Raw genomic sequence first — 22256 nt, 5'->3', positions numbered from 1 at the left:
AATATGACTCTTAAAGACAAATCGATAGTAGTTTTATTATCTGGAGGTTTAGATTCTTCTACAGTTACTGGGATCGCAAAAAAATCCGAAGCTAAAATTTTTGGCCTTTCATTTGATTACGGTCAACGTCATAAGAAAGAATTACATTCTGCATCAATAATTGCAAAACACTTTGATATCGTAGAATTTAAGCTTATTAAGCTTGACTTATCTCTATGGGGAGGCTCTTCATTAACTGACACTCAAAAAAATATTCCAATAGAAGGGGTTCAAACTAATACGATTCCTAATACTTATGTTCCTGGGAGAAATACTATATTTATATCCGTAGCACTTAGTTATGCTGAAGCAATAAATGCTGATTTTATAGGATTAGGAGTTAATGCACTGGATTATTCTGGTTATCCAGATTGCAGACCTGACTACATTAAGAAATTTCAAGAATTGGCAGATCTCGCCAATAAAAGAGGAAGAGAAAATAACCCAATTAAACTTTGGACACCTCTATTAGATCTAAATAAAGAAGAAATTATTGAATTAGCTTTCGATAATGATGTCCCTTTAGAAAAAACATGGAGTTGTTATTCAGGCAATTTAAAACCATGCGGAAAGTGTGATAGTTGCAGAATTAGAAATATCGCTTATGAAAAATGGCTCAATAAAAAAAATAAAAAATGAAAATAAAAAAAATAATTCTTAAAAAATGGATAGATCCAGCACAGATTACGCATAATCTAACAAAACAGTTCGGGGATAAAGGTTTAGCTTGGCTAGACAGTGATGGCAAAGAAAATGGGGAATGGTCAATAATAGGAATTAAACCTAAAAAAATAATCCAATCAAGAGATATAAGTAACTTAGAAAAAACTAATAATCCCTTTAACAATTTAAAAGATATTGAAAAAGGATTTTGGATCGGATGGTTAAGTTATGAAGCTGGAATTTACATAGAACCAAAAAACCCATGGCGACAATCTGATATGGCAACTTTATGGATTGCATCATATGATCCAATCATTAAATGTAATTTAATAAAAAAAGAAATAATTATCGAAGGCACAAACTCATCTGAACTGATGAATTATAAAAATATAATCAACAATATAAAAACTATTGAAGAAGAAAATATTTTTAAAACAAATTTGAATTTTGATTTTTCAAAAATTAATTTGGACGAGATGGCTGAAAAATTTCAGAAAAATATTTTAACATTGAAAAAACTAATTTCCCTAGGGGATTTATTTCAAGCAAACCTAACAACTAAATGCGAAATTGAATCCACCAAAAACTATAATCCTCTAGATATCTATTTAAAAATAAGAAGGAAATTAAGGGCTCCCTTTGGAGGAATAATAATAAATAACAATGATAATTATAAAGAGGCGGTATTATCTACCTCACCAGAAAGATTTATAAAAATAGATAATAAAAATTTTGTAGAATCAAGACCCATCAAAGGAACTAGATCCAGAGACAAGGATTTAAATCAAGATGCACTTAATGCTATTGATTTAATAACGAACGAAAAAGATAGAGCCGAAAATATTATGATTGTTGACCTAATAAGAAATGATTTAGGTAAAGTTTGCGAAACAGGAAGTATTATTGTGCCAGAAATATTAAAACTTGAAAGTTTCTTAAAAGTTCATCATCTAACTTCAGTAATCAGAGGCAAATTAAAAAAAGACAAAAACTGGATTGATTTACTAAAAGCTTGTTGGCCTGGGGGCTCTATAACTGGAGCACCTAAATTAAGATCATGCCAGAGACTTTTTGAATTAGAAGAATATGAACGCGGACCATACTGCGGCTCATTTTTGAAGCTTGACTGGAACGGAGAGTTTGACAGCAATATACTAATAAGATCATTTTTAATTAAAGGCAAAAAAATCAATATATATGCTGGTTGCGGAATAGTTATTGACTCAAACCCTGAAGAGGAAACTGATGAACTAAAGTGGAAACTTTTACCCTTAATTGATTCACTAAAATGATTGAAAATTTAGGCTGGCACAAGGATCAATGGTTAGATATTGATAAAATATTTATCGCTGCTAATAATAGAGGATTAAAATTTGCTGATGGTATATTTGAAACCATTTTGATAAAAGAAAACAAACCTATTCTTTTTGATGAACATCTGAAAAGGTTAGAAAAAAGTAGCAAAATTTTAAATATTAATCTCAAAATAAATAAATTAACTTTGAGACAACTTATTCATGATGGAATTAGAAAGTTATCGCTTAAGAATGATCAATTTGCTTCAGTAAGAATAAACTATAGTCGAGGAACTAATGAAGGTCGAACACTAACAATTGATAGCACTTCAGAGACAAAAGATTTAGATAATTTATGGCTTGAGTTCTATAGAATCAAACCGAATTTTCATCCGATAAGCGTTTTTATCAGTCAAAAGGAAAAAATAAATGAATTCAGTCTTATAAGTAAATGCAAAACATTTTCATATAATCAAGCAATACAAGTTTTGACAGAAGCTAATGAAAAGTCGTTTGATGATTCTATCCTATTAAATACGGCAGGTGAACTTTGTTGTGGAAGTACATTTAATCTTATAATTAAAAGAAATAATCAATGGATAACTCCTAGAAAAGAGAGCGGCTGTTTAGAGGGGATTATGGTTTCTAAAGCTCTAAAATTAAAAATTGTAAAAGAAAAATTAATTCGTGCAGAATTTCAAAATGATGACATAGTAGTTGCAATTAATAGCTTATCTTGCAGACAAATTAATCAAGTTAATGATCTAAAGCTTAAACCTAAATTCGATCCAATTTACTTTTGGGATTTATTATATAATTGAACTTTATTTATATCTGGTAAATAGACATCAGATACTTTAGTTATATTGTTATTAACCTTAAATTCAACAATTTTTCCAATAATTATAATTGATGGAGCTAAAAATTCTTTATCTTTGATTTTATCTGGAAGATTATCTAATTTCTCTATAAAACATTTTTGATTTTTCAAAGTAGCTTCCTGGATTACAGCGCATTTTGTATCCTTACATAAGCCGCCTAAAATTAATTCCTCTACAATAAATTCAATATTTTTTATGCCCATAAAAATAACTAAGCTATCTGAAGATTTAGCTAAAACTCTCCAATTTACGCTCTTTTTATCCTTATGAAAATGCTCATGCCCAGTTACGAAAGTAACAGAACTGGCTGCATCTCTATGAGTAAGTGGAATACCAAAATACGTGGGAGCAGCTATACCAGAGGTAATCCCAGGCACTATTTCAACAGAAACTCCATTTTTTTCTAAAAACGATACTTCTTCACCACCCCTAGAAAAGACAAAAGGATCTCCACCCTTAAGCCTTACAACATTTTTGCCTTCTTTTGCCAATTTCAAAATAAGAGCATTGGTTTCAGCCTGAGGTACGGAACACTTTCCAGCTCTTTTGCCTACATGGAAAATTTCTGTATTTTTTCCTGCCTCTTTTGTTATTTCATCTGGAATTAAAGCATCATGAACCAATGCATCACAATTTTTTATTAGACGTAAAGCTTTAAGAGTTAAAAGCTCAGGGTCACCAGGACCTGCTCCAACTAAATAAACAATGCCGGGCACAATAATATCCATTAACAAGTATGGTAGTAGAAGTTAATCGCAATGAAGGTAAATATTGTGAAAGAAAGTTTATTAAAACCAAATAAAAAATACACTCTCCTTAGTGCGTTTATCACTCTTCTCAATGATCGTTTAAGTGAAAGTATACTTTTACCCATATTACCCTCTTTTGTTTTACTTTTTGACTCTAAGGCAAGTACATATGGTTTATTATCATGCACTTACCAATTAGCTCAATTTGCAGCTTCTCCTGTTATAGGACTTATGAGTGATAGATATGGAAGAAGACCTGTCACTCTTTTTTGTATTACTGGTTCAGTAATAGGTATATCAATATTATCTTTTACGGTTCTTTTTAATTGGTCAAATTCAATAGCCTCTATCCCGTTGTTTTTATTATTTTTAGCGAGACTAATTGACGGTTTAAGTGGGGGGACTGCAGCTACTGCAACAACAATTCTTGCAGATATTTCAAGCCCTGAAAAAAGAGCAAAAACATTTGGTCTTATAGGTGTAGCTTTCGGTTTAAGTTTTTTCTTAGGTAATATTTTTGTTGTAATTTTTGCAAAAAATACAAATAATAATTTTATTATTCCAGTTTTAATAGCATCAATCATTCCAATAATAAATTTCCTCCTTGTATTTTTTTACTTACCAGAAACCAAGCCTAATAGTAACTCAGATAAATCAAAAACTATTTTAAAAAACCCTTTAAAAGAGCTTTTTAAAGTTTTCAAAGAAGAAAAGATTAAAAAATTATCATTAGCTTTTTTTATTTACTTTATTGCTTTTACTGGACTGACCAATATTCTTATATTTTTTCTTCAAGAATCATTAAACTGGACGACCAAAGCATCAAGTGGAACTCTTGTTCTAGTAGGAATAATTGCAATTATCGTTCAAGGAGGACTAATAGGGCCTCTGGTCAAGCAATTTGGAGAAATGCGATTAACACTTATCGGATCAAGCTTTATTCTTGTAGCATGCGCTCTTTTGATAACTGCTCCAAAAGAAAATGCGACACTTAATATTTATTCAGCTGTTTCATTTTTAGCCGTTGGGGCAGGGTTAATTACGCCCACCTTAAGAGCACTAATATCAAAGAAATTGGACGTTGATAAACAAGGATCAATTTTAAGTAACCTTCAGGGTCTACAGAGTCTTGGAGGAGTTTTAGGAATTGCAATGGCTGGAAGGGTTTATGATAGTTTTGGTCCTAAATCACCTTTTATAGCTGGTTCCGTTATCTTACTTTTCATGATATACCTTATTGCAGAGGGTAAAAATAATAATTTTTTTAAAAATCAAAAATCAAAAGTTTTTTAATGAAAAGCCAGGCTGATATTTTTATTAATAGAGAATTAAGTTGGATTGAATTCAATAAAAGAGTACTCCTAACTGGTATGGAAAAAGAGTACAAAATCCTAGATAAAGTGAAATTTTGTTCAATTTTTAGTAATAATCTTGATGAGTTTTTTATGGTAAGGGTAGCTTCATTAAAGGCTCAAGTTGAAGCAAAAATTACTACAAAAAGTATTGACGGACTTACCCCTAAAGAGCAATTAACAAGAATAAATAAAAAAGTAAAAAATTTAACTACTCTTCAAGAAAACTATGTAAATAATGAATTAAAAAATGAATTAAAAGAAAAAGGTGTAATTTTAAAAAAATATAAGGATTTAAGTGAAAATCAAAAAAATTGGTGTAACAACTATTTCACTTCATCTGTTTTTCCTTTATTAACTCCACTAGTTGTTGATCCAGCACATCCATTTCCATTTATTAGTAATTTAAGTCTGAACTTAGCAGCTTTAATAAAAGATGGGGAAAATTCCAAAAATCAGTTTGTCAGAGTAAAAATACCAACAAAAAATATAAACAGATTTATAAAAATTCCTAATGAAATTTTTCAAAATAATGATGCAAGTACTCACTTTTTTATAAGTGTTGAAGATTTAATTGGGAATAACATAAATACTTTATTTAATGGAATGGAATGTATAAATTACTCTTTTTTTAGAGTGACAAGAGATGCAGATTTAGAATTAAAAGAGCTTGAAGCTGATGATTTGCTTCTGGCAGTTGAACAAAGTTTGCAAAAGAGAAGATTAGGTGGAGACGTAGTTAGATTAGAAGTGGAGTCGAATATGCCAGAAAATATCCTCAATTTACTTATTGAAAGTATCTCGATACAAAAAGAATACATATACTTTTGCGAAAGTTTATTAGGCCTTGACGATTTAAATCAACTAACAAAAATTAATAGAGATGATTTAAAAGAAAATCTGCTAATTGGGAAAACTCACCCAGAATTAAAGAATTTAGATTTGCCTTCTAACGAAAACCTCAATTCTATTTTCAAAATACTTAGGAAAAAAAATATTCTGCTTCATCATCCGTACAATTTATTTAAGACTTCAGTTGAAGAATTTATAAACAGGGCAGCTGATGATCCACTTGTGATGGCTATAAAAATTACTTTATATCGAGTTTCTAAGGATTCTCCTATCATCGCAGCCTTAATGAGAGCTGCAGAGAATGGGAAAGAAGTAATGACTCTTGTAGAACTAAAAGCAAGATTTGATGAAGACAATAATATTCAATGGGCAAAGCAACTTGAACAAGCTGGCGTTCATGTTGTCTATGGAATAATAGGATTTAAAACACATACAAAAATAGCTTTAATAGTCAGAAAAGAAAAAGGACGATTAAGAAATTATTTTCATATCGGGACTGGTAATTATAACTCTAATACTTCAAGGTTTTACACAGATTTAGGATTACTTTCAACAGATCCTGATATTGCATCAGATTTACTTGAGTTATTTAATTACTTATCAGGTTTTTCTAAACAAAAAAGTTATCAAAAGTTATTAGTTTCTCCCTCATCGATGAGAGAAAAATTTATTTTTCTAATAAAGAGAGAAATTAAAAATGCAGTGGAAGGTAAAAAAGCTGAAATAATTGCAAAAATGAATTCTTTAGTAGACCCTGAAATAATAAAACTTCTTTATTTAGCTTCTGATTCAGGTGTAAAAATTAGCCTTATCATAAGAGGAATTTGTTGCTTATATCCCCAAAGAAAAAATTTAAGTGAAAATATTAAAGTCAAAAGCATTATTGGCCATTTTCTTGAACACTCAAGAATTTTTTGGTTTTGTAATAACGGTGATAATGAGGTTTTTATTGGGAGTGCAGATTGGATGAGAAGAAATCTTGATAGAAGAATAGAAGCTGTTACTCCGATAGAGGATTATGAATTAAAATCTAAAATATACTTGCTTTTGCAAACCTACATTAAAGATGATTACTTTTCTTGGATAATGAAGGAAGATGGTTCTTATTCGAAATTTAAGTTAGATTCATCGGATAATCGTTCGCAAATTGATCTCATAGAAAAATAGAATTAATATTGATTTTTACAACATTTAAAAAAATACTTAATATTTTAAATTTTTTTTAATTTTTATGAAATCCTTTCATATCAATGGATTTCAAGAAATAAGCTTTAAAAAAAGATTTTTTGTCTTTAATATTTCAAAGTAAAAGTAGTTTTTATTTCGATTTCAGTGCTAGCTTTTTAAAAAATCCATTATTTAGGAGGCCAGGGTGATGGGGATCCCTCTGGAATCTGCGAAAAGCTCTTCAGATAAAAATTTTGATGAGCCTAGATTACCAAACACTGCGGGTAAATCTCGCAAATCAAAATCCAGTCTTACAGCAAAACAAAGCCAAAAAAAATCTGGCAGACTCGCTTCAGATTCTATTGGCTATTACTTAAGTAGCATTGGAAGAGTACCCCTATTGACTCCAGCAGAGGAAATAGAGTTAGCTCATCATGTTCAGAACATGAAAAAGTTGCTACAAATTCCTGAAACTGACAGAACGCAACGAAATCTTTATCAAATTAAGATTGGCAAAAGAGCCAGAGATAGAATGATGGCAGCTAATCTAAGACTTGTTGTCTCAGTTGCAAAAAAATACCAAAACCAAGGGCTTGAATTATTAGATCTTGTCCAGGAAGGAGCTATTGGCCTTGAAAGAGCTGTAGATAAATTTGATCCTGCTATGGGATATAAATTCTCAACTTATGCTTACTGGTGGATTAGGCAAGGAATGACAAGGGCTATTGATAACAGTGCAAGAACAATCCGTTTGCCTATTCACATAAGTGAAAAACTATCCAAAATGAGAAGAGTCTCTAGAGAATTATCACACAAATTTGGTAGACAACCTACCAGATTGGAAATGGCAACCGAAATGGGAATTGATCAAAAAGATTTAGAAGATTTAATTTCGCAAAGTGCTCCTTGCGCTTCTCTAGATGCTCACGCAAGAGGCGAAGAAGATAGAAGTACTCTTGGTGAACTAATACCTGATCCAAACTGTGAAGAGCCTATGGAAGGCATGGATAGAACTATTCAAAAAGAACATTTAGGAACTTGGCTTTCTCAATTAAATGAAAGAGAACAAAAAATAATGAAACTTAGATTTGGCTTAGATGGTGAAGAGCCATTGACACTCGCAGAAATAGGAAGACAAATTAATGTTTCACGAGAAAGAGTGAGGCAACTAGAAGCTAAAGCAATATTAAAACTTAGAGTAATGACAACTCATCAAAAAGCAGCATAACTAAATTGATAAAATTTACTGTAATTTTATTATATTTATTGTCAATTTTTTTAATCTCAATAGTTTTTAAAAAATATAATCAGAATAGCAAAGAAATCGTTAGAAAAATAATACATATTGGAATAGGACCTTTAATACCAATTGCTCAATTTTTAAAAATTAATCAAAACTTTGCTCTAATTTTTACGGGAATTGTTTCATTAATGGTTTTCATCAATTACACCTATAAATTATTTCCAACAATTGAGGATGTTGAAAGAAAGAGTTATGGAACATTATTTTATTGTCTAAGTTTATTTATTTTGATTTATCTTTTCTGGGAAAAAGATCCATATGCATTAATTAGTGGATTTTTCATAATGACTTTTGGAGATGGATTAGCTGGGTTAATAGGAAAAAGCTTTAATTCAAAGAGTTGGATTTTTTTTAACCAAAAGAAATCTTTGTTTGGAACTATTACAATGTTTTTAACAAGTTTGATAGTAGTTTGCTCAATAGGATACGCCCAGCAAAATAATTTAAATTTAAATTATCTTACAATAGCTTTTTTTGCGACTTTACTAGAACAATTTAGTGTTTTAGGGATAGATAATTTCATTGTTCCGATTTCTTCGGCACTATTTTTTAATTTTTTTATAACTAGCTAAGTGAACTATATAAAGTAGCAAGCAATTCTTTTGTTGTTTCTATACTTATACAAGCATCTGTAATGCTTCTGCCAAACTGGAGATCTTCTTTTTTTAAAAGTTTTTGATTTCCTTCCTTCAAATGACTTTCAAGCATAACTCCTAAAATATTTTTTTCACCATTACTTATTTGAGAAGCTATATTTTTAAGCACTTCCGATTGTTTTCGGAAGTCTTTATTGGAATTTCCATGACTACAATCAATCATAACTTTATGGGGAAGATTACATTGCCTCAATTCAGCTGAAATTCTTTTAACATGATCATTTTCATAATTTGGGCCTTTTGAACCGCCCCTTAGTACTATATGTCCATCTGGATTTCCCGTAGTATTAACTATAGAAGCCATTCCATTTTCATTTACACCTAAGAAATGATGAGATTTTGAGGCTGACTCCATTGCATTAATTGCAGTAGTAAAAGAACCATCCGTTCCATTTTTAAAACCTATAGGCATTGATAATCCTGATGCCATTTCCCTATGAGTTTGACTTTCTGTAGTCCTCGCACCTATAGCAGTCCAACTTATTAAATCGGCGATGTATTGAGGAACAATTGGATCCAGTAATTCTGTAGCAGAAGGTATACCACGAGTTGCTAAATATGAAAGCAAACTTCTTGCCCTTCTTAAACCAGTATTAATATCATAAGAATCATCTAGATGAGGATCATTTATTAAGCCCTTCCAACCAATAGTTGTTCTTGGTTTTTCAAAATATACTCTCATGATTATTTCTAATTTATCTTTATAAATTTCTCGAAAATTTTTAATATATTTTGAATATTCCTTTGCCGCCTCAAGATCATGAATTGAACAAGGACCCACAATAACTAAAAGCTTTTGATCATTATGATGCAAAATATTTTGTATCGATCTTCTTGTTTTAGATACTGTATTAGCAGAGGCGTGATCTAAAGGTATATCATTATGTAATCTGCTTGGAGGTATTAATGGACGTGTTTCAACAACATGTAAATCTGATGTCTTTTCTAAAGCTGAATTATTTGATGATGTCGTCATTGATTAAGATGTTTGAATATTTAAAAAAGCATTTATGAATACTCTCCTTTTCAATATTAAAAATAACAATAGATTAGGCATTAAACCTTACTAATGAAGAATTTGGAAACATTGCTAAAAGATTATGCAGATCACGTAGCTGAGAGAGCTGCCAAAGGTATACCTCCTTTACCTTTAAATGCTGAGCAAACAAATTGTATTACAAAATTATTAGAGCAAGATAGTACTTACAATTCATCTTATTTACTTGATTTACTAATAAATAGAGTACCACCAGGAGTTGATGAGGCTGCTTATGTAAAAGCGAGCTGGCTTACGGCAATTGTTAATTCCGAAAAATATTGCAAATCAATAAATCCCGAAAAAGCAATTGAAATACTAGGAACAATGATAGGCGGATACAATGTAAATTCCTTGGTTGAAATTCTTAAAGGAAAAAATAGTTTATTTGCGAAAAAAGCAGCAGAAGTTTTGAAAAATATTATTCTTGTTTACGACGCAGCTAATGAAATTTATGAATTATCTCAAAATAATATTTATGCAAAAGAGGTTGTAAATAGTTGGGCAAATGCAGAATGGTTCATTAATAAAAAAGTTCTTGAGAAAGAAATTACGTGTTTAGTATTTAAAGTTGACGGTGAGACAAATACAGACGACTTATCTCCAGCTGTACATGCAACAACGCGCCCGGATATTCCAATGCATGCATTAGCTATGTTGGAATTTAAAAAACCTGATGGCCTAAGGATTCTTGATAATTTAAAAAAACAAAATTTACCTATAGCTTATGTTGGAGATGTTATTGGAACAGGGAGTTCTAGAAAATCTGCTATTAATTCACTCATTTGGCATATAGGAGAAGATATCGCTTTTGTTCCAAACAAAAAAACAGGTGGAATAATAATTGGTAGCAAAATAGCTCCAATTTTCTTTAATACTGCACAAGATTCAGGAGCTTTACCTATAGAAGCTGACGTATCTCATATGAAAACAGGAGATGTTATTAAAATATATCCTCATAAAGGCATTATTAAGAAAATTGAAAAAGATTCAAATACTGAAGAATTGATAAGCAAATTCGACTTGTATCCATCAACTCTTACTGATGAAATTCAAGCTGGCGGAAGAATTAATCTTATGATTGGAAGATCTCTTACAGACAAAATTAGAAACAAATTAGATTATCAACCAAGTGAAATATTTACCAGACCACAAAATCCAACAGAAAGTAGTGCCGGCTTTACCCAAGCTCAAAAAATAGTAGGAAAAGCATGCGGTTTAGATGGAGTTAGGCCAGGAATGACCTGTGAGCCAATTATGACCACAGTTGGCAGTCAAGATACTACTGGGCCAATGACTAGAGATGAACTAAAAGAACTAGCTTGTTTAGGATTTACAGCAGATTTAGTGATGCAAAGTTTTTGTCATACAGCTGCATATCCTAAACCAGTAGATTTAATTACCCATAAAGAATTACCTGATTTTATATCTCAAAGAGGTGGAGTAGCTCTTAAGCCTGGAGACGGCATAATACATAGCTGGCTTAACAGAATGCTTCTTCCTGATACTGTTGGCACAGGTGGAGATAGTCATACAAGATTTCCTCTTGGTATTTCATTTCCTGGAGGCTCGGGCATTGTTGCCTTTGCCGCTGCAATAGGATCAATGCCATTAAATATGCCGGAATCTGTGCTGGTTAAATTTAAGGGAGAATTATTACCAGGAATTACTCTTAGAGATTTAGTAAATGCAATCCCTCTCTTCGCAATTAAAAAAGGACTCTTAACTGTTGAGAAAGAAAATAAGAAAAATATATTCAACGGGAAAATTATGGAGATTGAAGGATTACCAAAGCTAAAACTTGAACAAGCTTTTGAACTTACTGATGCTACCGCAGAACGCTCATGCGCTGGTAGCACAATACTTTTATCACAAGAAACTGTTCAAGAATACTTAAAAAGCAATATTTGCCTGTTAGAAAAAATGATCGAGAGCAATTATGAAGATTCAAAATCGATTTCAAGAAGAATAAATGATATGAAAAATTGGTTAAAAAAACCATCATTAATTCAACCAGATTCAAATGCTCAGTATGAAGAAATCATTGAAATTGATTTAGCAAAAGTAACACAACCTATAGTTGCTTGCCCCAATGATCCAGATAATGTAAAAGAAATCACGGATGTTGCAAATACAAATATTGACGAAGTTTTTATAGGTTCTTGCATGACAAATATTGGTCATTACAGGGCAGCTGCGAAAGTTCTTGAAGGAGTACAAAATTTAAAAGCCAAATTATGGATTTGTCCACCAACAAAAATGGATGAAGAAACTTTAAAAGCTGAAGGCTACTATAAAATATTCGAAGAATGTGGTGCAAGACTAGAATTGCCAGGCTGTTCTTTATGTATGGGAAATCAAGCTAGAGTAGATGAAGGTTCTATAGTATTTTCTACCAGTACAAGAAATTTTGACAATAGACTTGGCAAAAATGCGCAAGTATTTTTAGGTAGTGCAGAATTAGCAGCAGTTTGTGCACTGCTTGGAAAAATACCTGAAAAAGAAGAATATCAGGATATTACTAAAAATAAAATTAATCCATATTCAAAAGAACTTTATCGTTATCTTCAATTTGATGAAATAAACGATTTCAGCTTGTCAAAGTAATCATGAACCATGCCAAACCTTATAAAAGATAATATTCAAAAAACAAGTAATAATTCTTCTCGTACCATCAAAAAATTATTAAAACAAAGATCTCTAGTCGTTGTCTTTTCGCTCTTATTAACAGGTTTAGGGGCCTCAATTACAAGCATATTTTTTAAAACTGGAATTTACTTTATTAATAATTGGAGATTAGCATTATTAGACCAATTCCCATCTATTGCGGTCTTACCTATTTTTGGAGCTTTTGGAGGAGCAATTGCAGGATATTTGATCAAAAATATAGCACCTGCTGCAAAAGGTTCAGGTGTGAGTCAAATCATGGGGTTCTTAAGGCATAAAAAAGTTCCAATGAATTTAAAAGTAGGATTAGTAAAGCTCATATCAGGAATTGTTGCAATTGGTAGTGGATTCCCTTTGGGTCCCGAAGGTCCATCAGTTCAAATGGGAGGATCAGTAGCTTGGCAAATGGCCAAATGGCTCAAAGCTCCTACAGCTTTCAGAAGAGTAATAGTAGCAGCAGGTGGTGGTGCTGGAATAGCTGCAGTATTTAGCGCCCCATTAGGAGGATTTATCTATGCAATAGAAGAGTTATTAAACTCTGCTAGACCAGTAATTTTGCTACTAGTAGTAATCACAACTTTCATCGCAGATTCATCTGCTGATATTATTCAAGCCTTAGGTTTAGATCCTAAAGCAGGAGGCTTTGATTTTAACCTCGGATTTTTAATCCAAAAAGAATATGACCCATCAGTTTTTTTCTTACCTATAGATTTTATTTATCTAGTTTTACTAGGAATAATTATTGGAATGTTTGCAGAATTGTACAGCAGATATGTTTTGTTAATGCAAAATCTTGGGAAAAAGTGGTATAAAAATAAATTTGTTTTAAAAATGAGTATCTGTGGACTTATTTTAGGAAGTATCTATTCTTGTTTACCCAGTACATTTCATAATTTAGATGAATTACAAAAAATAATAGCTGAACAAAATACAAGTATTGGAATTGCTTTGTTAGCAGTTTTAGTATTATTTATCACGACAGGTTTAGCTGCAGCATCTGGGGCTCCTGGAGGATTGTTCTATCCAATGCTTACTTTGGGAGGGTCAATCGGACTAATAATGGGGAGTTTGGTGGAAATAGCTACAGGACATGCACCTAGTACATACATTTTTGCTGGAATGGGAGCATTCGTAGCAGGATGTTCGCGAACACCAATAACAGCAATGTTTTTAGCTTTTGCTTTAACAAAAAATTTATTAATAATGAAACCTGTATTAATCAGCTGCATTGCCAGTTTCTTGATAGCAAGAGCTTTTAATGAAGAATCAATTTATGAAAGACAAATACAAATAGAATTAGAGGACTAAGAAAATATCTTCAATCAAAAACAGCAGTTTTGCTGTTATATACAAATACTTGATGATTCAGATGTAATCTAACTGCTCTTGCTAAAGCAATTCTTTCAATATCTCTTCCTTTTCTAATCAAATCATCAACTTCATCCCTATGACTTACATTAACTGTACATTGCTCAATTATCGGGCCTTCATCAAGATCTTCAGTAACATAGTGAGCAGTAGCACCGATTAATTTAACGCCTCTCTTCCATGCTCGATGATATGGTTGCCCACCCTTAAATGCAGGTAAGAAAGAATGGTGAATATTTATTATTGAAGAAAACTTTTTTAAAAAAGAGTCACTCAAAATTTGCATATATTTAGCTAATACAACAAGATCAATTTCATATTCTTTTAGTAAATTTAAAAATTGATCTTCAACAATAGATTTATCTGTATTAAAGGTATCAAAATGAACAAATTTTGCGTTAAAGTCATTTGCAATATTTTCAAGATCAGAATGATTTGAAATTATTAACGGGACTTTCATTTTGAGTTCTCCATTTCTTACTCGCCAAAGTAAATCAATCAAACAATGATTTTGTTTACTCACAAAAATAGCAACATTTGGAATTTCATCAGAATAATTTACATTAAATTTTCCATTGACTTCGTATGCAATTTTTTCAAATTCTTTATAAATTTCATCTCTATTAAAAGAGGCATTGTTACTATTCCATTCAATTCGACTAAGAAACAAACCCGCATCTTGATCTGTATGATGATCAGAATGTTTTATGTTGCCACCGTAATTTGAAATCCAACTTGTAAGTAAACTTACAAGACCAGGACGATCGGGACAAACAATTTTGAATATAATTGAAGGATGTTCCAAAAAATCTTTAACTATTTAGTCAAATAAAGCAGTATTTCTAATATATCAATGAAAAGCTTAAAAGAAAATTTGCAAAAAGCACACATAGTTATTATTGGATCAGGGATTATTGGAAAATTTAACGCCTTAGAATTATCAGAATTAGGTTTGCAAGTAACGATAATAGATCCAACTGAAATCCAAAATAGTAGCTATGCAGCTTTAGGCTTACTAATGGGTAATATGTATCAAAAAAGAAAAGGTAGAAGTTGGGCTCTCAGGAAACAAAGCATTGAATTATGGCCACAATGGATTACATTCCTACAAAAGTTTAATAGTGAATTAAATATCGAAAAACCATTAATACAACTAACTACTAATGAAGAAAAGTTTAAAAAATTAGAGAAATTTATTTATGAAAATAATGATCAAAACTTACAAATTCTAGAAAAAGACTCAATATTTATCAAGAATATAAATAAAGCCTTTCAAACACAAAATATAAAAGGAATGATCTCCTTCAAAGATGGAAGAATAAATCCTTTTTCTTTACTTCAAACATTAGATAAATGTCTAAGACATAAAAAAATCAATTTTTTAGAAGAAGAAATAGTAAAAATCAGAAAATTAAACAGTCAATGGATTTCTACAACAAGAAATAATGAAAACATCAAATCTGATATGGTTATTTTGTGCAATTCACTTAAAGCAGTTGATTTAATAGATAGCATAATATCTCCCAACATCACATTAAAACCTGTCTTGGGTCAAGCTATGGAAATTGATATAAATGAAGCAGAGGTTAATTTATTATCGCTGCCTAAACAATTCAACATAAATGGTATAAATATAATTCCAAAATCAAAAAATAAGTTAATTATTGGATCAACTGACGAATATAGTACTAATCCAGAAGAAAATACATTCGAAAAACTCACAAATTTTCTTGACAAAAAACCATATTGGCTGATGAAAGGGAAGATTTCTAAAAAATGGTACGGAATAAGATCAAGACCAGATGGTCAACCTTCGCCAATAATGAAAAATTTTACAGATGGACTAATTATATGTACAGGTTTTTATAAAAATGGAATTTTGCTTGCTCCAGCTTGTTCAAAATGGGTAGCCAATGAAATTAAGAATTACCTTTTTTAATCTTTCGTTTCAGTAAAGTCGGCATCAATTACATCATCTCCACCTTTTTCGTTTGAATCACTTTGATCAGAATCGCTCGGTGCTCCTGGTGAAGGTGGCTGATTACCTGGTTGCTGATAAACAGATGAACCTACTGCATACAGTTCTTGCTGAAGTTCTTCAAGAAGTGTTTTCATTAATTCATAATCTTCTTTTGATATTGCCTCCTTTAAAGCATTGCTTTTTTCTTCAACTTTAGACTTTGCTGCAGCATCGATTTTATCTCCAAGTTCACCAAGTTGCTTTTCTGTCTGATATACAAGAGTTTCGGCTTGATTTTTTAAATCAATTTTTTCTCTTTTTTCTTTATCAGCGGATGCATTTGATTCAGCATCTTTGACCATTTTTTCTACCTCATTATCAGATAAAGTCGATGCACCAGTTATAGAAATACTTTGCTCTTTACCACTTCCCTTGTCTTTAGCAGTGACGCTAAGAATTCCATTTGCATCAATATCAAATGTAACTTCAATTTGGGGAACTCCTCTTGGAGCTGATGGGATACCATCCAATCTAAAAGTTCCTAAGCTTTTATTATCAGATGCCATTTCTCTTTCACCTTGTAAGACATGAATTTCTACATTTGTTTGGCCGTCAACAGCAGTTGAATATGTTTCAGATTTCTTAGTAGGTACAGTAGTATTTCGATTTATCATTTTTGTCATTACTCCCCCTAAAGTCTCTACGCCCAAAGAAAGTGGAGTAACATCAAGTAACAAGATATCTTTAACTTCGCCTGCTAAAACGCCTCCTTGAATTGCAGCTCCAACAGCAACTACCTCGTCTGGATTTACAGTTTGATTTGGTTCTTTACCTATGATTTTCTTTACTAAATCTAAAACAGCGGGAATTCTGGACGAACCTCCAACCATTACAACTTCATCAATCTCACTTGTAGAGATTTTTGCATCACTTATTGCTCTCTCTACTGGAGTTTTGCACCTATCAATTAAAGAAGCTGCTAATTCTTCGAACTTTGCTCTAGTTAAGTTCAAATCCAAATGTTTTGGTCCCTCAGGAGTCGCTGTGATAAAAGGTAAATTGATTTCACTTTGAGTAGCATTTGAGAGTTCTATTTTTGCTTTTTCTGCTGCTTCAGTGAGTCTTTGTAAAGCTTGCTTATCTTGTCTGAGATCTATTCCCTCATTTGATTTAAAAGTACTAGCTAAATGATCAACTATACACCTATCAAAATCATCACCACCTAGATGGGTATCTCCAGAGGTGGATAATACTTCAGTAACTCCATCACCAGCTTCAATTACTGAGACATCGAATGTTCCTCCACCTAAATCAAAAACAAGTATTTTTTCATTTTCTTTATCCAGCCCATATGCTAAAGCCGCAGCAGTTGGCTCATTAACGATTCTAAGAACTTCTAAGCCTGCAATCTTTCCTGCATCTTTTGTAGCCTGCCTTTGAGAGTCATTAAAATAAGCTGGAACTGTTATTACAGCCTGTGTAACTTTTTCACCAAGATATTTACCCGCATCATCAGCTAACTTTCTTAAAACTTGAGAACTTACCTCTTCAGGAGAAAACTGCTTATCTAAAATAGGACATTTTAATTTGACACTGGAACCTGACTTTTCGACAGAGTAACTAACTTCTTTAGATTCTTCATTGACTTCATCAACTCTTCTACCAACAAAACGCTTTGCGGAATAGAAAGTATTTTCAGGATTCATCACAGCTTGTCTTTTTGCAATTTGCCCAACAAGCTGATCTTGATTTTTTGTATATGCAACAACTGATGGAGTAGTTCTGAAACCCTCAGCATTTGCTATTACAGTAGGTTTACCACCTTCCATTACAGCGACACAACTATTAGTTGTTCCTAAATCAATTCCTACAACCTTACCCATGGGTAAATTCTCATATTTGTTATTCTCCATAATCGGTCATTGGCGTCATTATTGTTACTCAAAAACGGGGTGTGGTTCCCGAACAGACCGCAATTTTTTTTAAAAATTTTTAGACATGATTACAAGTAAGACATCTTTTATTGCATTAATAGGCGATCCAGTAAGCCATTCCTTATCACCAATTATGCAAAATCACGCTCTTCAGTATTTAGGCTTGGATTTAATTTATATTGCTATACCCTGTAAAAATGAAGATCTAGAGTTAGTTCTCAGTTCTTTTAAAAAAATTAATTGTAAGGGTTTAAATATCACAATCCCCCATAAAGAAAAAGTATTTGACCTCTGTAGTGAAATTTCCCCTATCGCTAACAAACTTAAAGCAATAAATACGCTAAAACTAAATTCTAAAAAAGAATGGAGCGGAACTAATACTGATGTAGAGGGATTTATTTATCCGTTAAAAACATTAAATTTAACAAAAAAACAATCGATAGTTCTTGGCTCCGGTGGTGCAGCAAGATCAGTTATTCAAGGATTAATAAATTTAAATTTCTCAACAATCTCAGTGGTATCACGTAACAAATCATCACTAGATAATTTAATAAAAAATTTTGGAAATCAAATTGAAATTCAGGGTTTTTTAAATAATGATGATAGGATTCAAAAATTAATTAAAGAAGCGAATTTAATAGTAAATACAACACCAGTAGGAATGAAAACAGCTTCAAATGAAGAAAACACTTTGCCATATGGAGAGACTTTTTGGAGATCTCTTACCTCGAAAACTATTGTTTATGATTTAATCTATAATCCCGCTCCAACACCTTTATTAAAATTTAGCTCAAACAAAGGATGCATCACTATCGACGGTTTACAAATGCTTATTGCCCAAGGTATGAAATCATTAACATTTTGGACAGATGGTTTAGAAGTCCCTTTTCACATTATGAGTGACGCGCTGAAAAATTATCTTAAAAAAAATGATGCCAATTTTTAAGAAACTACCCTTCGTAATGTAAGGTAAATAATGTACAGACGCTCATGAAAACTATTTATGAGCCAAAGACCTTGTCTGAAACTATGAACGACCAACAAATTTATTACGAAACAATGTACATCCTCCGCCCTGATATTGCGGAAGATGAAGTAAATAATCACATTGAAAAAGACAATAAGCTTTTAGAAGAATATGGTGGCACCATCCTGGATAGTCAAATGAGAGGTAAAAGAAGACTAGCTTATCAAATATCAAAACACAGAGAAGGTATTTATGTTCAATTGAGTCATCAAGGTGATGGGCAACATATTTCTAAAATAGAAAAATCAATGAGACTTAGTGAAGACGTTATTAGATACATGACCGTTAAACAAGAAGGGCCTTTACCAACTCCAAGACCTTCCACAAAGGGTTCAACTCAATCAGATGATAAAGAGAATCTAGAAACTAAAGATGAATCTAAGGAAAAACAACCAGTATTAAGCGCAAATACTTCAACTTTAGAAAAAGATGATACTAAAACAAAAGAAAATGCAAAATCTTAAATGTTAATCTTTTGTTTTTGAATTTAACTCAGCCCATATTTTATTAGACATTCCCCACATATAAATAAAACCCTCTGCTAAAGAATGATTAAAAACATCATTTTTGCTATAAGTCGCCAAATCTTCCCTATAGAGTGAATTATTTTCCGACATTCTCCCTATTACTATTGCGTTCCCCTTGTGAAGTCTAATCCTTACTATTCCATTAACTGAAGATTGAGTCGATGAAATAAAGGAATCTAAACTCTCTTTAAGAGGTCCAAACCAAAACCCTTGATAAACTAATTGCCCCCATTTTTTTTCTACTATTTCTTTAAAGTCAACAACATCGGGATTTAATGTAATGCTCTCTAATTCTTTATGAGCTTTGATTAAAAGTAAGAGGCCAGGTGTTTCGTAAATCTCTCTACTTTTAATTCCTACTACTCGATCTTCAATCATATCTATTCTTCCAAAACCATGCACACCTGCAAGATCATTTGCTTTTTGAATGATTTCTAATGGAGTTAAAAATTTATCATTAATTCCAACTGGAAACCCATTTTTGAAGGCAATTTCTATATCTTGAGGCGAATTAGGTGAATTATCAATTGATGATGTCATCGCAAATATATCTTCAGGTACTTCTTGCATTGGGTCTTCTAAAATCCCCGCTTCAATACTCCTACCAAGTAAATTAACGTCTATCGAATATGGTGATTTTTTTGAAACTGGTGCAGGAATACCAAATTTTTCTCCGTACATTATTGCCTCTTCCCTACTCATATTCCACTCCCTTGCAGGAGTAATTATTTTCAAATCAGGGCCTAAAGAATTAATCGCTAAATCAAATCGAACTTGATCATTGCCTTTCCCAGTGCATCCATGAGCTACTGCATCAGCATTAATCTCTCTAGCAATATTTACGAGATTTTCAGCAATTAAAGGCCTTGCAAGAGCTGTAGATAAAGGATATTTATCTAAATATAACGCGTTTGCTCTAATAGCTGGAAAAGCGTATTTCTCAACAAAATTATTTACTAAATTACCAACGATTGATTGAGATGCACCAGAATTTAAGGCTTTTTGTCTAATAAGTTCCAAATCCTCGCCTTGACCAAGATCTGCTACAAAAGTAACCACTTCTGAAATTCCATACTCATTTTTTAAATATGGAATACAAACGCTCGTATCTACTCCGCCAGAATAAGCTAGTACAACTTTTTTAACCTGCTGCATCTAAATTTGCTCCATAAATTTAAATTTTGACGTAATTAAGAATTTGAAAACTTTTTAAAAACTAATATTATTGTAACTAAAAGAGCTGGTCCAAAAACTAGTAACAAGAGAAGAAAGTTATTAATTATTAAAACATTAGGATTCAAATAACCAATCAGTTTAAATAATCCTGAAATCAATAATGAAATTGACCAGATAAAAAAGTATTTTAAATTTGCTTTGTCAAACAAAGTTTTTCGTGTGCATCATTATGTATTATCTTATATATAGAAGAAAACTCCTTATGGACTCAAATAAACTAAAACTTAGATTAGACGATATTTCTGAAGTCAACCCTGCTTTAACTTGCTACCACAGAGATGACCCAGCTCCTGTTTTACCCCTAAGAGATGAACCTGATTTGCTATCTTGGCTTGAAAATACAGGAAGACTTGTTGCTGAAAAAGAGGGGGATTCACAAGAGATTAGTACGATAGAAGAAGAAGAACTTTCAGCGCTTATGGGAGAAAAAGAAGATTATAAAACTGAAGAAGACCCTTCTTTAGAAGATGATTGGGAAGATTAAAGAATTTAACTTTAAATCGTTATTAATATTTAATACTTTTTCTTTAATAGTTACCTCCTTTTTTTTTAAAAATTTTATTTTTATAGGAGTTTATACATTATTTTTCTTTACTTCTTTATTAATAACAAAGAGTGGTCTAAAAATAATCAATAAATTAAATTTACTTCAAAATATTAGGATTGAAGGCCCTGCTAGTCACGTAAAAAAAAGCGGTACTCCAACAATGGGTGGGGTATTTATGATAATCCCTTTTTTAATTTTTCTGTTGTTAATAACTATCAATTTAGGTTCCCTAAAATTATTTCTTTTATTGGTTACTATTGTTGGGTTTTTTATTATCGGATTTTTAGATGATTATTTAAGTATTAAAAAAAATGAAAACACAGGTTTAAAAACAAAGGAAAAATTAATACTACAAAGTATCATCTCAATAATTTTTATATGGTTAACCTATGAAAAAAATTTTCTAAATCCAATAATTATAATATCCGACTCTTTGGGAATAAATATAAATACTTTCATATTGCCTATTACTTTTTTAGTACTAATTGGGATAAGTAATTCAGTGAATTTAACTGATGGGCTAGATGGATTAGCAGCTGGATGCAGTGGAATCGTCTTTTACGGATTAGGAACAGAAATATTGATGAAAGAGCAGCAAGAACTTTTTGTTTTTAGTATCTTATGTTATTCAATGTCTGGGATATGCTTAGGGTTTCTAAAGTACAACAGTTATCCTGCAAAAATATTTATGGGTGACACAGGATCTTTAAGTATTGGGGCAATTCTGGGTTCTATAGCAATATTAACTAATAGCATTTTTACCTTAACTATTTTCTCTGGAATATTTATTGTTGAATCTTTATCAGTAATGATCCAAGTAGGATTTTTTAAAATTACAAAAAAATTATTTCATAAAGGTAAACGCATATTTTTAATGTCTCCACTGCACCACCATTTTGAACTTCAAGGAATAAAAGAACAAAAAATAGTTGAAAATTTTTGGAAAATCAACATTTTACTTGTAATTTTAGGTATAGTTTTAAAAATTAATCTTTAA

The 22256-nt window shown here is 31.6% G+C and carries 19 protein-coding genes; 14 read left to right on the top strand and 5 right to left on the bottom strand.

Annotation, left to right across the window (positions count from 1 at the left end; translation table 11 throughout):
- Positions 1–3: 3 nt before the first annotated feature.
- The 3 genes from queC to EU95_RS02005 are packed head-to-tail and all read left to right on the top strand — an operon-like array spanning position 4 to position 2818.
- Positions 4–678 (top strand): 7-cyano-7-deazaguanine synthase QueC, encoded by a 675-nt coding sequence (queC, locus tag EU95_RS01995; RefSeq protein WP_032522689.1) that lies wholly within the window; start codon positions 4–6, stop codon positions 676–678.
- Positions 675–1994, top strand: a complete 1320-nt coding sequence (locus tag EU95_RS02000; RefSeq protein ID WP_032522688.1) for an anthranilate synthase component I family protein — start codon at positions 675–677, stop codon at positions 1992–1994. Before queC ends, EU95_RS02000 begins: the two co-directional genes overlap by 4 nt.
- Positions 1991–2818 carry an aminotransferase class IV gene (locus EU95_RS02005; RefSeq protein WP_032522687.1) on the top strand — a complete coding sequence of 276 codons (828 nt, stop codon included), beginning with the start codon at positions 1991–1993 and terminating at the stop codon, positions 2816–2818. Before EU95_RS02000 ends, EU95_RS02005 begins: the two co-directional genes overlap by 4 nt.
- Here the strand turns inward: EU95_RS02005 and cobA are convergent.
- Positions 2791–3594, bottom strand: coding sequence for a uroporphyrinogen-III C-methyltransferase (cobA, locus tag EU95_RS02010; RefSeq protein ID WP_032522766.1), 804 nt, complete (start codon positions 3592–3594; stop codon positions 2791–2793). The genes EU95_RS02005 and cobA overlap by 28 nt on opposite strands.
- A gap of 57 nt (positions 3595–3651) precedes the next feature.
- On the opposite strand from cobA, the gene EU95_RS02015 reads away from it, so the two are divergent.
- The 4 genes from EU95_RS02015 (at position 3652) to EU95_RS02030 (ending at position 8873) form a co-directional block, all read left to right on the top strand.
- Positions 3652–4920 (top strand): MFS transporter, encoded by a 1269-nt coding sequence (locus tag EU95_RS02015; protein WP_032522765.1) that lies wholly within the window; start codon positions 3652–3654, stop codon positions 4918–4920.
- The gene (gene ppk1, locus EU95_RS02020; RefSeq protein WP_032522686.1) at positions 4920–6998 is read left to right on the top strand and encodes a polyphosphate kinase 1; all 2079 of its coding nucleotides are present in this window, start codon (positions 4920–4922) and stop codon (positions 6996–6998) included. Before EU95_RS02015 ends, ppk1 begins: the two co-directional genes overlap by 1 nt.
- A 208-nt stretch (positions 6999–7206) precedes the next feature.
- Positions 7207–8226 carry an RpoD/SigA family RNA polymerase sigma factor gene (locus EU95_RS02025; RefSeq protein ID WP_032522685.1) on the top strand — a complete coding sequence of 340 codons (1020 nt, stop codon included), beginning with the start codon at positions 7207–7209 and terminating at the stop codon, positions 8224–8226.
- 5 nt (positions 8227–8231) lie between these two features.
- Positions 8232–8873 carry a diacylglycerol/polyprenol kinase family protein gene (locus EU95_RS02030; RefSeq protein WP_032522684.1) on the top strand — a complete coding sequence of 214 codons (642 nt, stop codon included), beginning with the start codon at positions 8232–8234 and terminating at the stop codon, positions 8871–8873.
- On the opposite strand, the gene EU95_RS02035 is transcribed toward EU95_RS02030, so the two are convergent.
- Positions 8866–9933 (bottom strand): 3-deoxy-7-phosphoheptulonate synthase, encoded by a 1068-nt coding sequence (locus EU95_RS02035; protein WP_032522683.1) that lies wholly within the window; start codon positions 9931–9933, stop codon positions 8866–8868. The two genes, EU95_RS02030 and EU95_RS02035, sit on opposite strands and share 8 nt — an antisense overlap.
- A 93-nt stretch (positions 9934–10026) precedes the next feature.
- On the opposite strand from EU95_RS02035, the gene acnB reads away from it, so the two are divergent.
- Together acnB and EU95_RS02045 are read left to right on the top strand one after the other, a co-directional pair.
- Entirely contained in the window at positions 10027–12600 is a 2574-nt protein-coding gene (acnB, locus tag EU95_RS02040) for a bifunctional aconitate hydratase 2/2-methylisocitrate dehydratase (RefSeq protein WP_080728120.1), read from the top strand.
- A 9-nt stretch (positions 12601–12609) separates the two neighbouring features.
- The gene (locus EU95_RS02045; protein ID WP_032522682.1) at positions 12610–13968 is read left to right on the top strand and encodes a ClC family H(+)/Cl(-) exchange transporter; all 1359 of its coding nucleotides are present in this window, start codon (positions 12610–12612) and stop codon (positions 13966–13968) included.
- 10 nt (positions 13969–13978) lie between these two features.
- On the opposite strand, the gene purU is transcribed toward EU95_RS02045, so the two are convergent.
- Positions 13979–14833, bottom strand: a complete 855-nt coding sequence (gene purU, locus EU95_RS02050; protein WP_032522681.1) for a formyltetrahydrofolate deformylase — start codon at positions 14831–14833, stop codon at positions 13979–13981.
- Positions 14834–14881: 48 nt separating this feature from the next.
- On the opposite strand from purU, the gene EU95_RS02055 reads away from it, so the two are divergent.
- Positions 14882–15967, top strand: a complete 1086-nt coding sequence (locus tag EU95_RS02055; RefSeq protein ID WP_032522680.1) for an NAD(P)/FAD-dependent oxidoreductase — start codon at positions 14882–14884, stop codon at positions 15965–15967.
- Here the strand turns inward: EU95_RS02055 and dnaK are convergent.
- The gene (gene dnaK / locus EU95_RS02060) at positions 15964–17871 is read right to left on the bottom strand and encodes a molecular chaperone DnaK (RefSeq protein ID WP_032522763.1); all 1908 of its coding nucleotides are present in this window, start codon (positions 17869–17871) and stop codon (positions 15964–15966) included. The two genes, EU95_RS02055 and dnaK, sit on opposite strands and share 4 nt — an antisense overlap.
- A gap of 115 nt (positions 17872–17986) precedes the next feature.
- Here dnaK and EU95_RS02065 point away from each other — a divergent pair, with 115 nt between their 5' ends.
- Both EU95_RS02065 and rpsF read left to right on the top strand, forming a co-directional pair.
- Positions 17987–18868 (top strand): shikimate dehydrogenase, encoded by an 882-nt coding sequence (locus tag EU95_RS02065; RefSeq protein WP_032522679.1) that lies wholly within the window; start codon positions 17987–17989, stop codon positions 18866–18868.
- An 83-nt stretch (positions 18869–18951) separates the two neighbouring features.
- On the top strand, positions 18952–19413 hold the full coding sequence (gene rpsF / locus EU95_RS02070) for a 30S ribosomal protein S6 (protein ID WP_032522762.1): 462 nt from the start codon (positions 18952–18954) through the stop codon (positions 19411–19413).
- 3 nt (positions 19414–19416) lie between these two features.
- Here rpsF and EU95_RS02075 read toward each other — a convergent pair whose 3' ends face one another.
- A complete protein-coding gene (locus EU95_RS02075) occupies positions 19417–20631 on the bottom strand; it encodes an argininosuccinate synthase (protein WP_032522678.1) in 1215 nt (404 codons plus the stop codon).
- Between the two features lie 283 nt (positions 20632–20914).
- Here EU95_RS02075 and EU95_RS02085 point away from each other — a divergent pair, with 283 nt between their 5' ends.
- Positions 20915–21196, top strand: coding sequence for a DUF3134 family protein (locus EU95_RS02085; protein ID WP_032522676.1), 282 nt, complete (start codon positions 20915–20917; stop codon positions 21194–21196).
- Positions 21180–22256 (top strand): phospho-N-acetylmuramoyl-pentapeptide-transferase, encoded by a 1077-nt coding sequence (gene mraY, locus EU95_RS02090; RefSeq protein WP_032522675.1) that lies wholly within the window; start codon positions 21180–21182, stop codon positions 22254–22256. Before EU95_RS02085 ends, mraY begins: the two co-directional genes overlap by 17 nt.

Origin of the sequence: Prochlorococcus marinus str. MIT 9201, from assembly GCF_000759955.1 — a bacterium.
In the GTDB taxonomy this organism is placed as follows: Bacteria; Cyanobacteriota; Cyanobacteriia; order PCC-6307; family Cyanobiaceae; genus Prochlorococcus_A; species Prochlorococcus_A marinus_G.
This window is presented reverse-complemented; position numbering and strand designations above follow the sequence as displayed.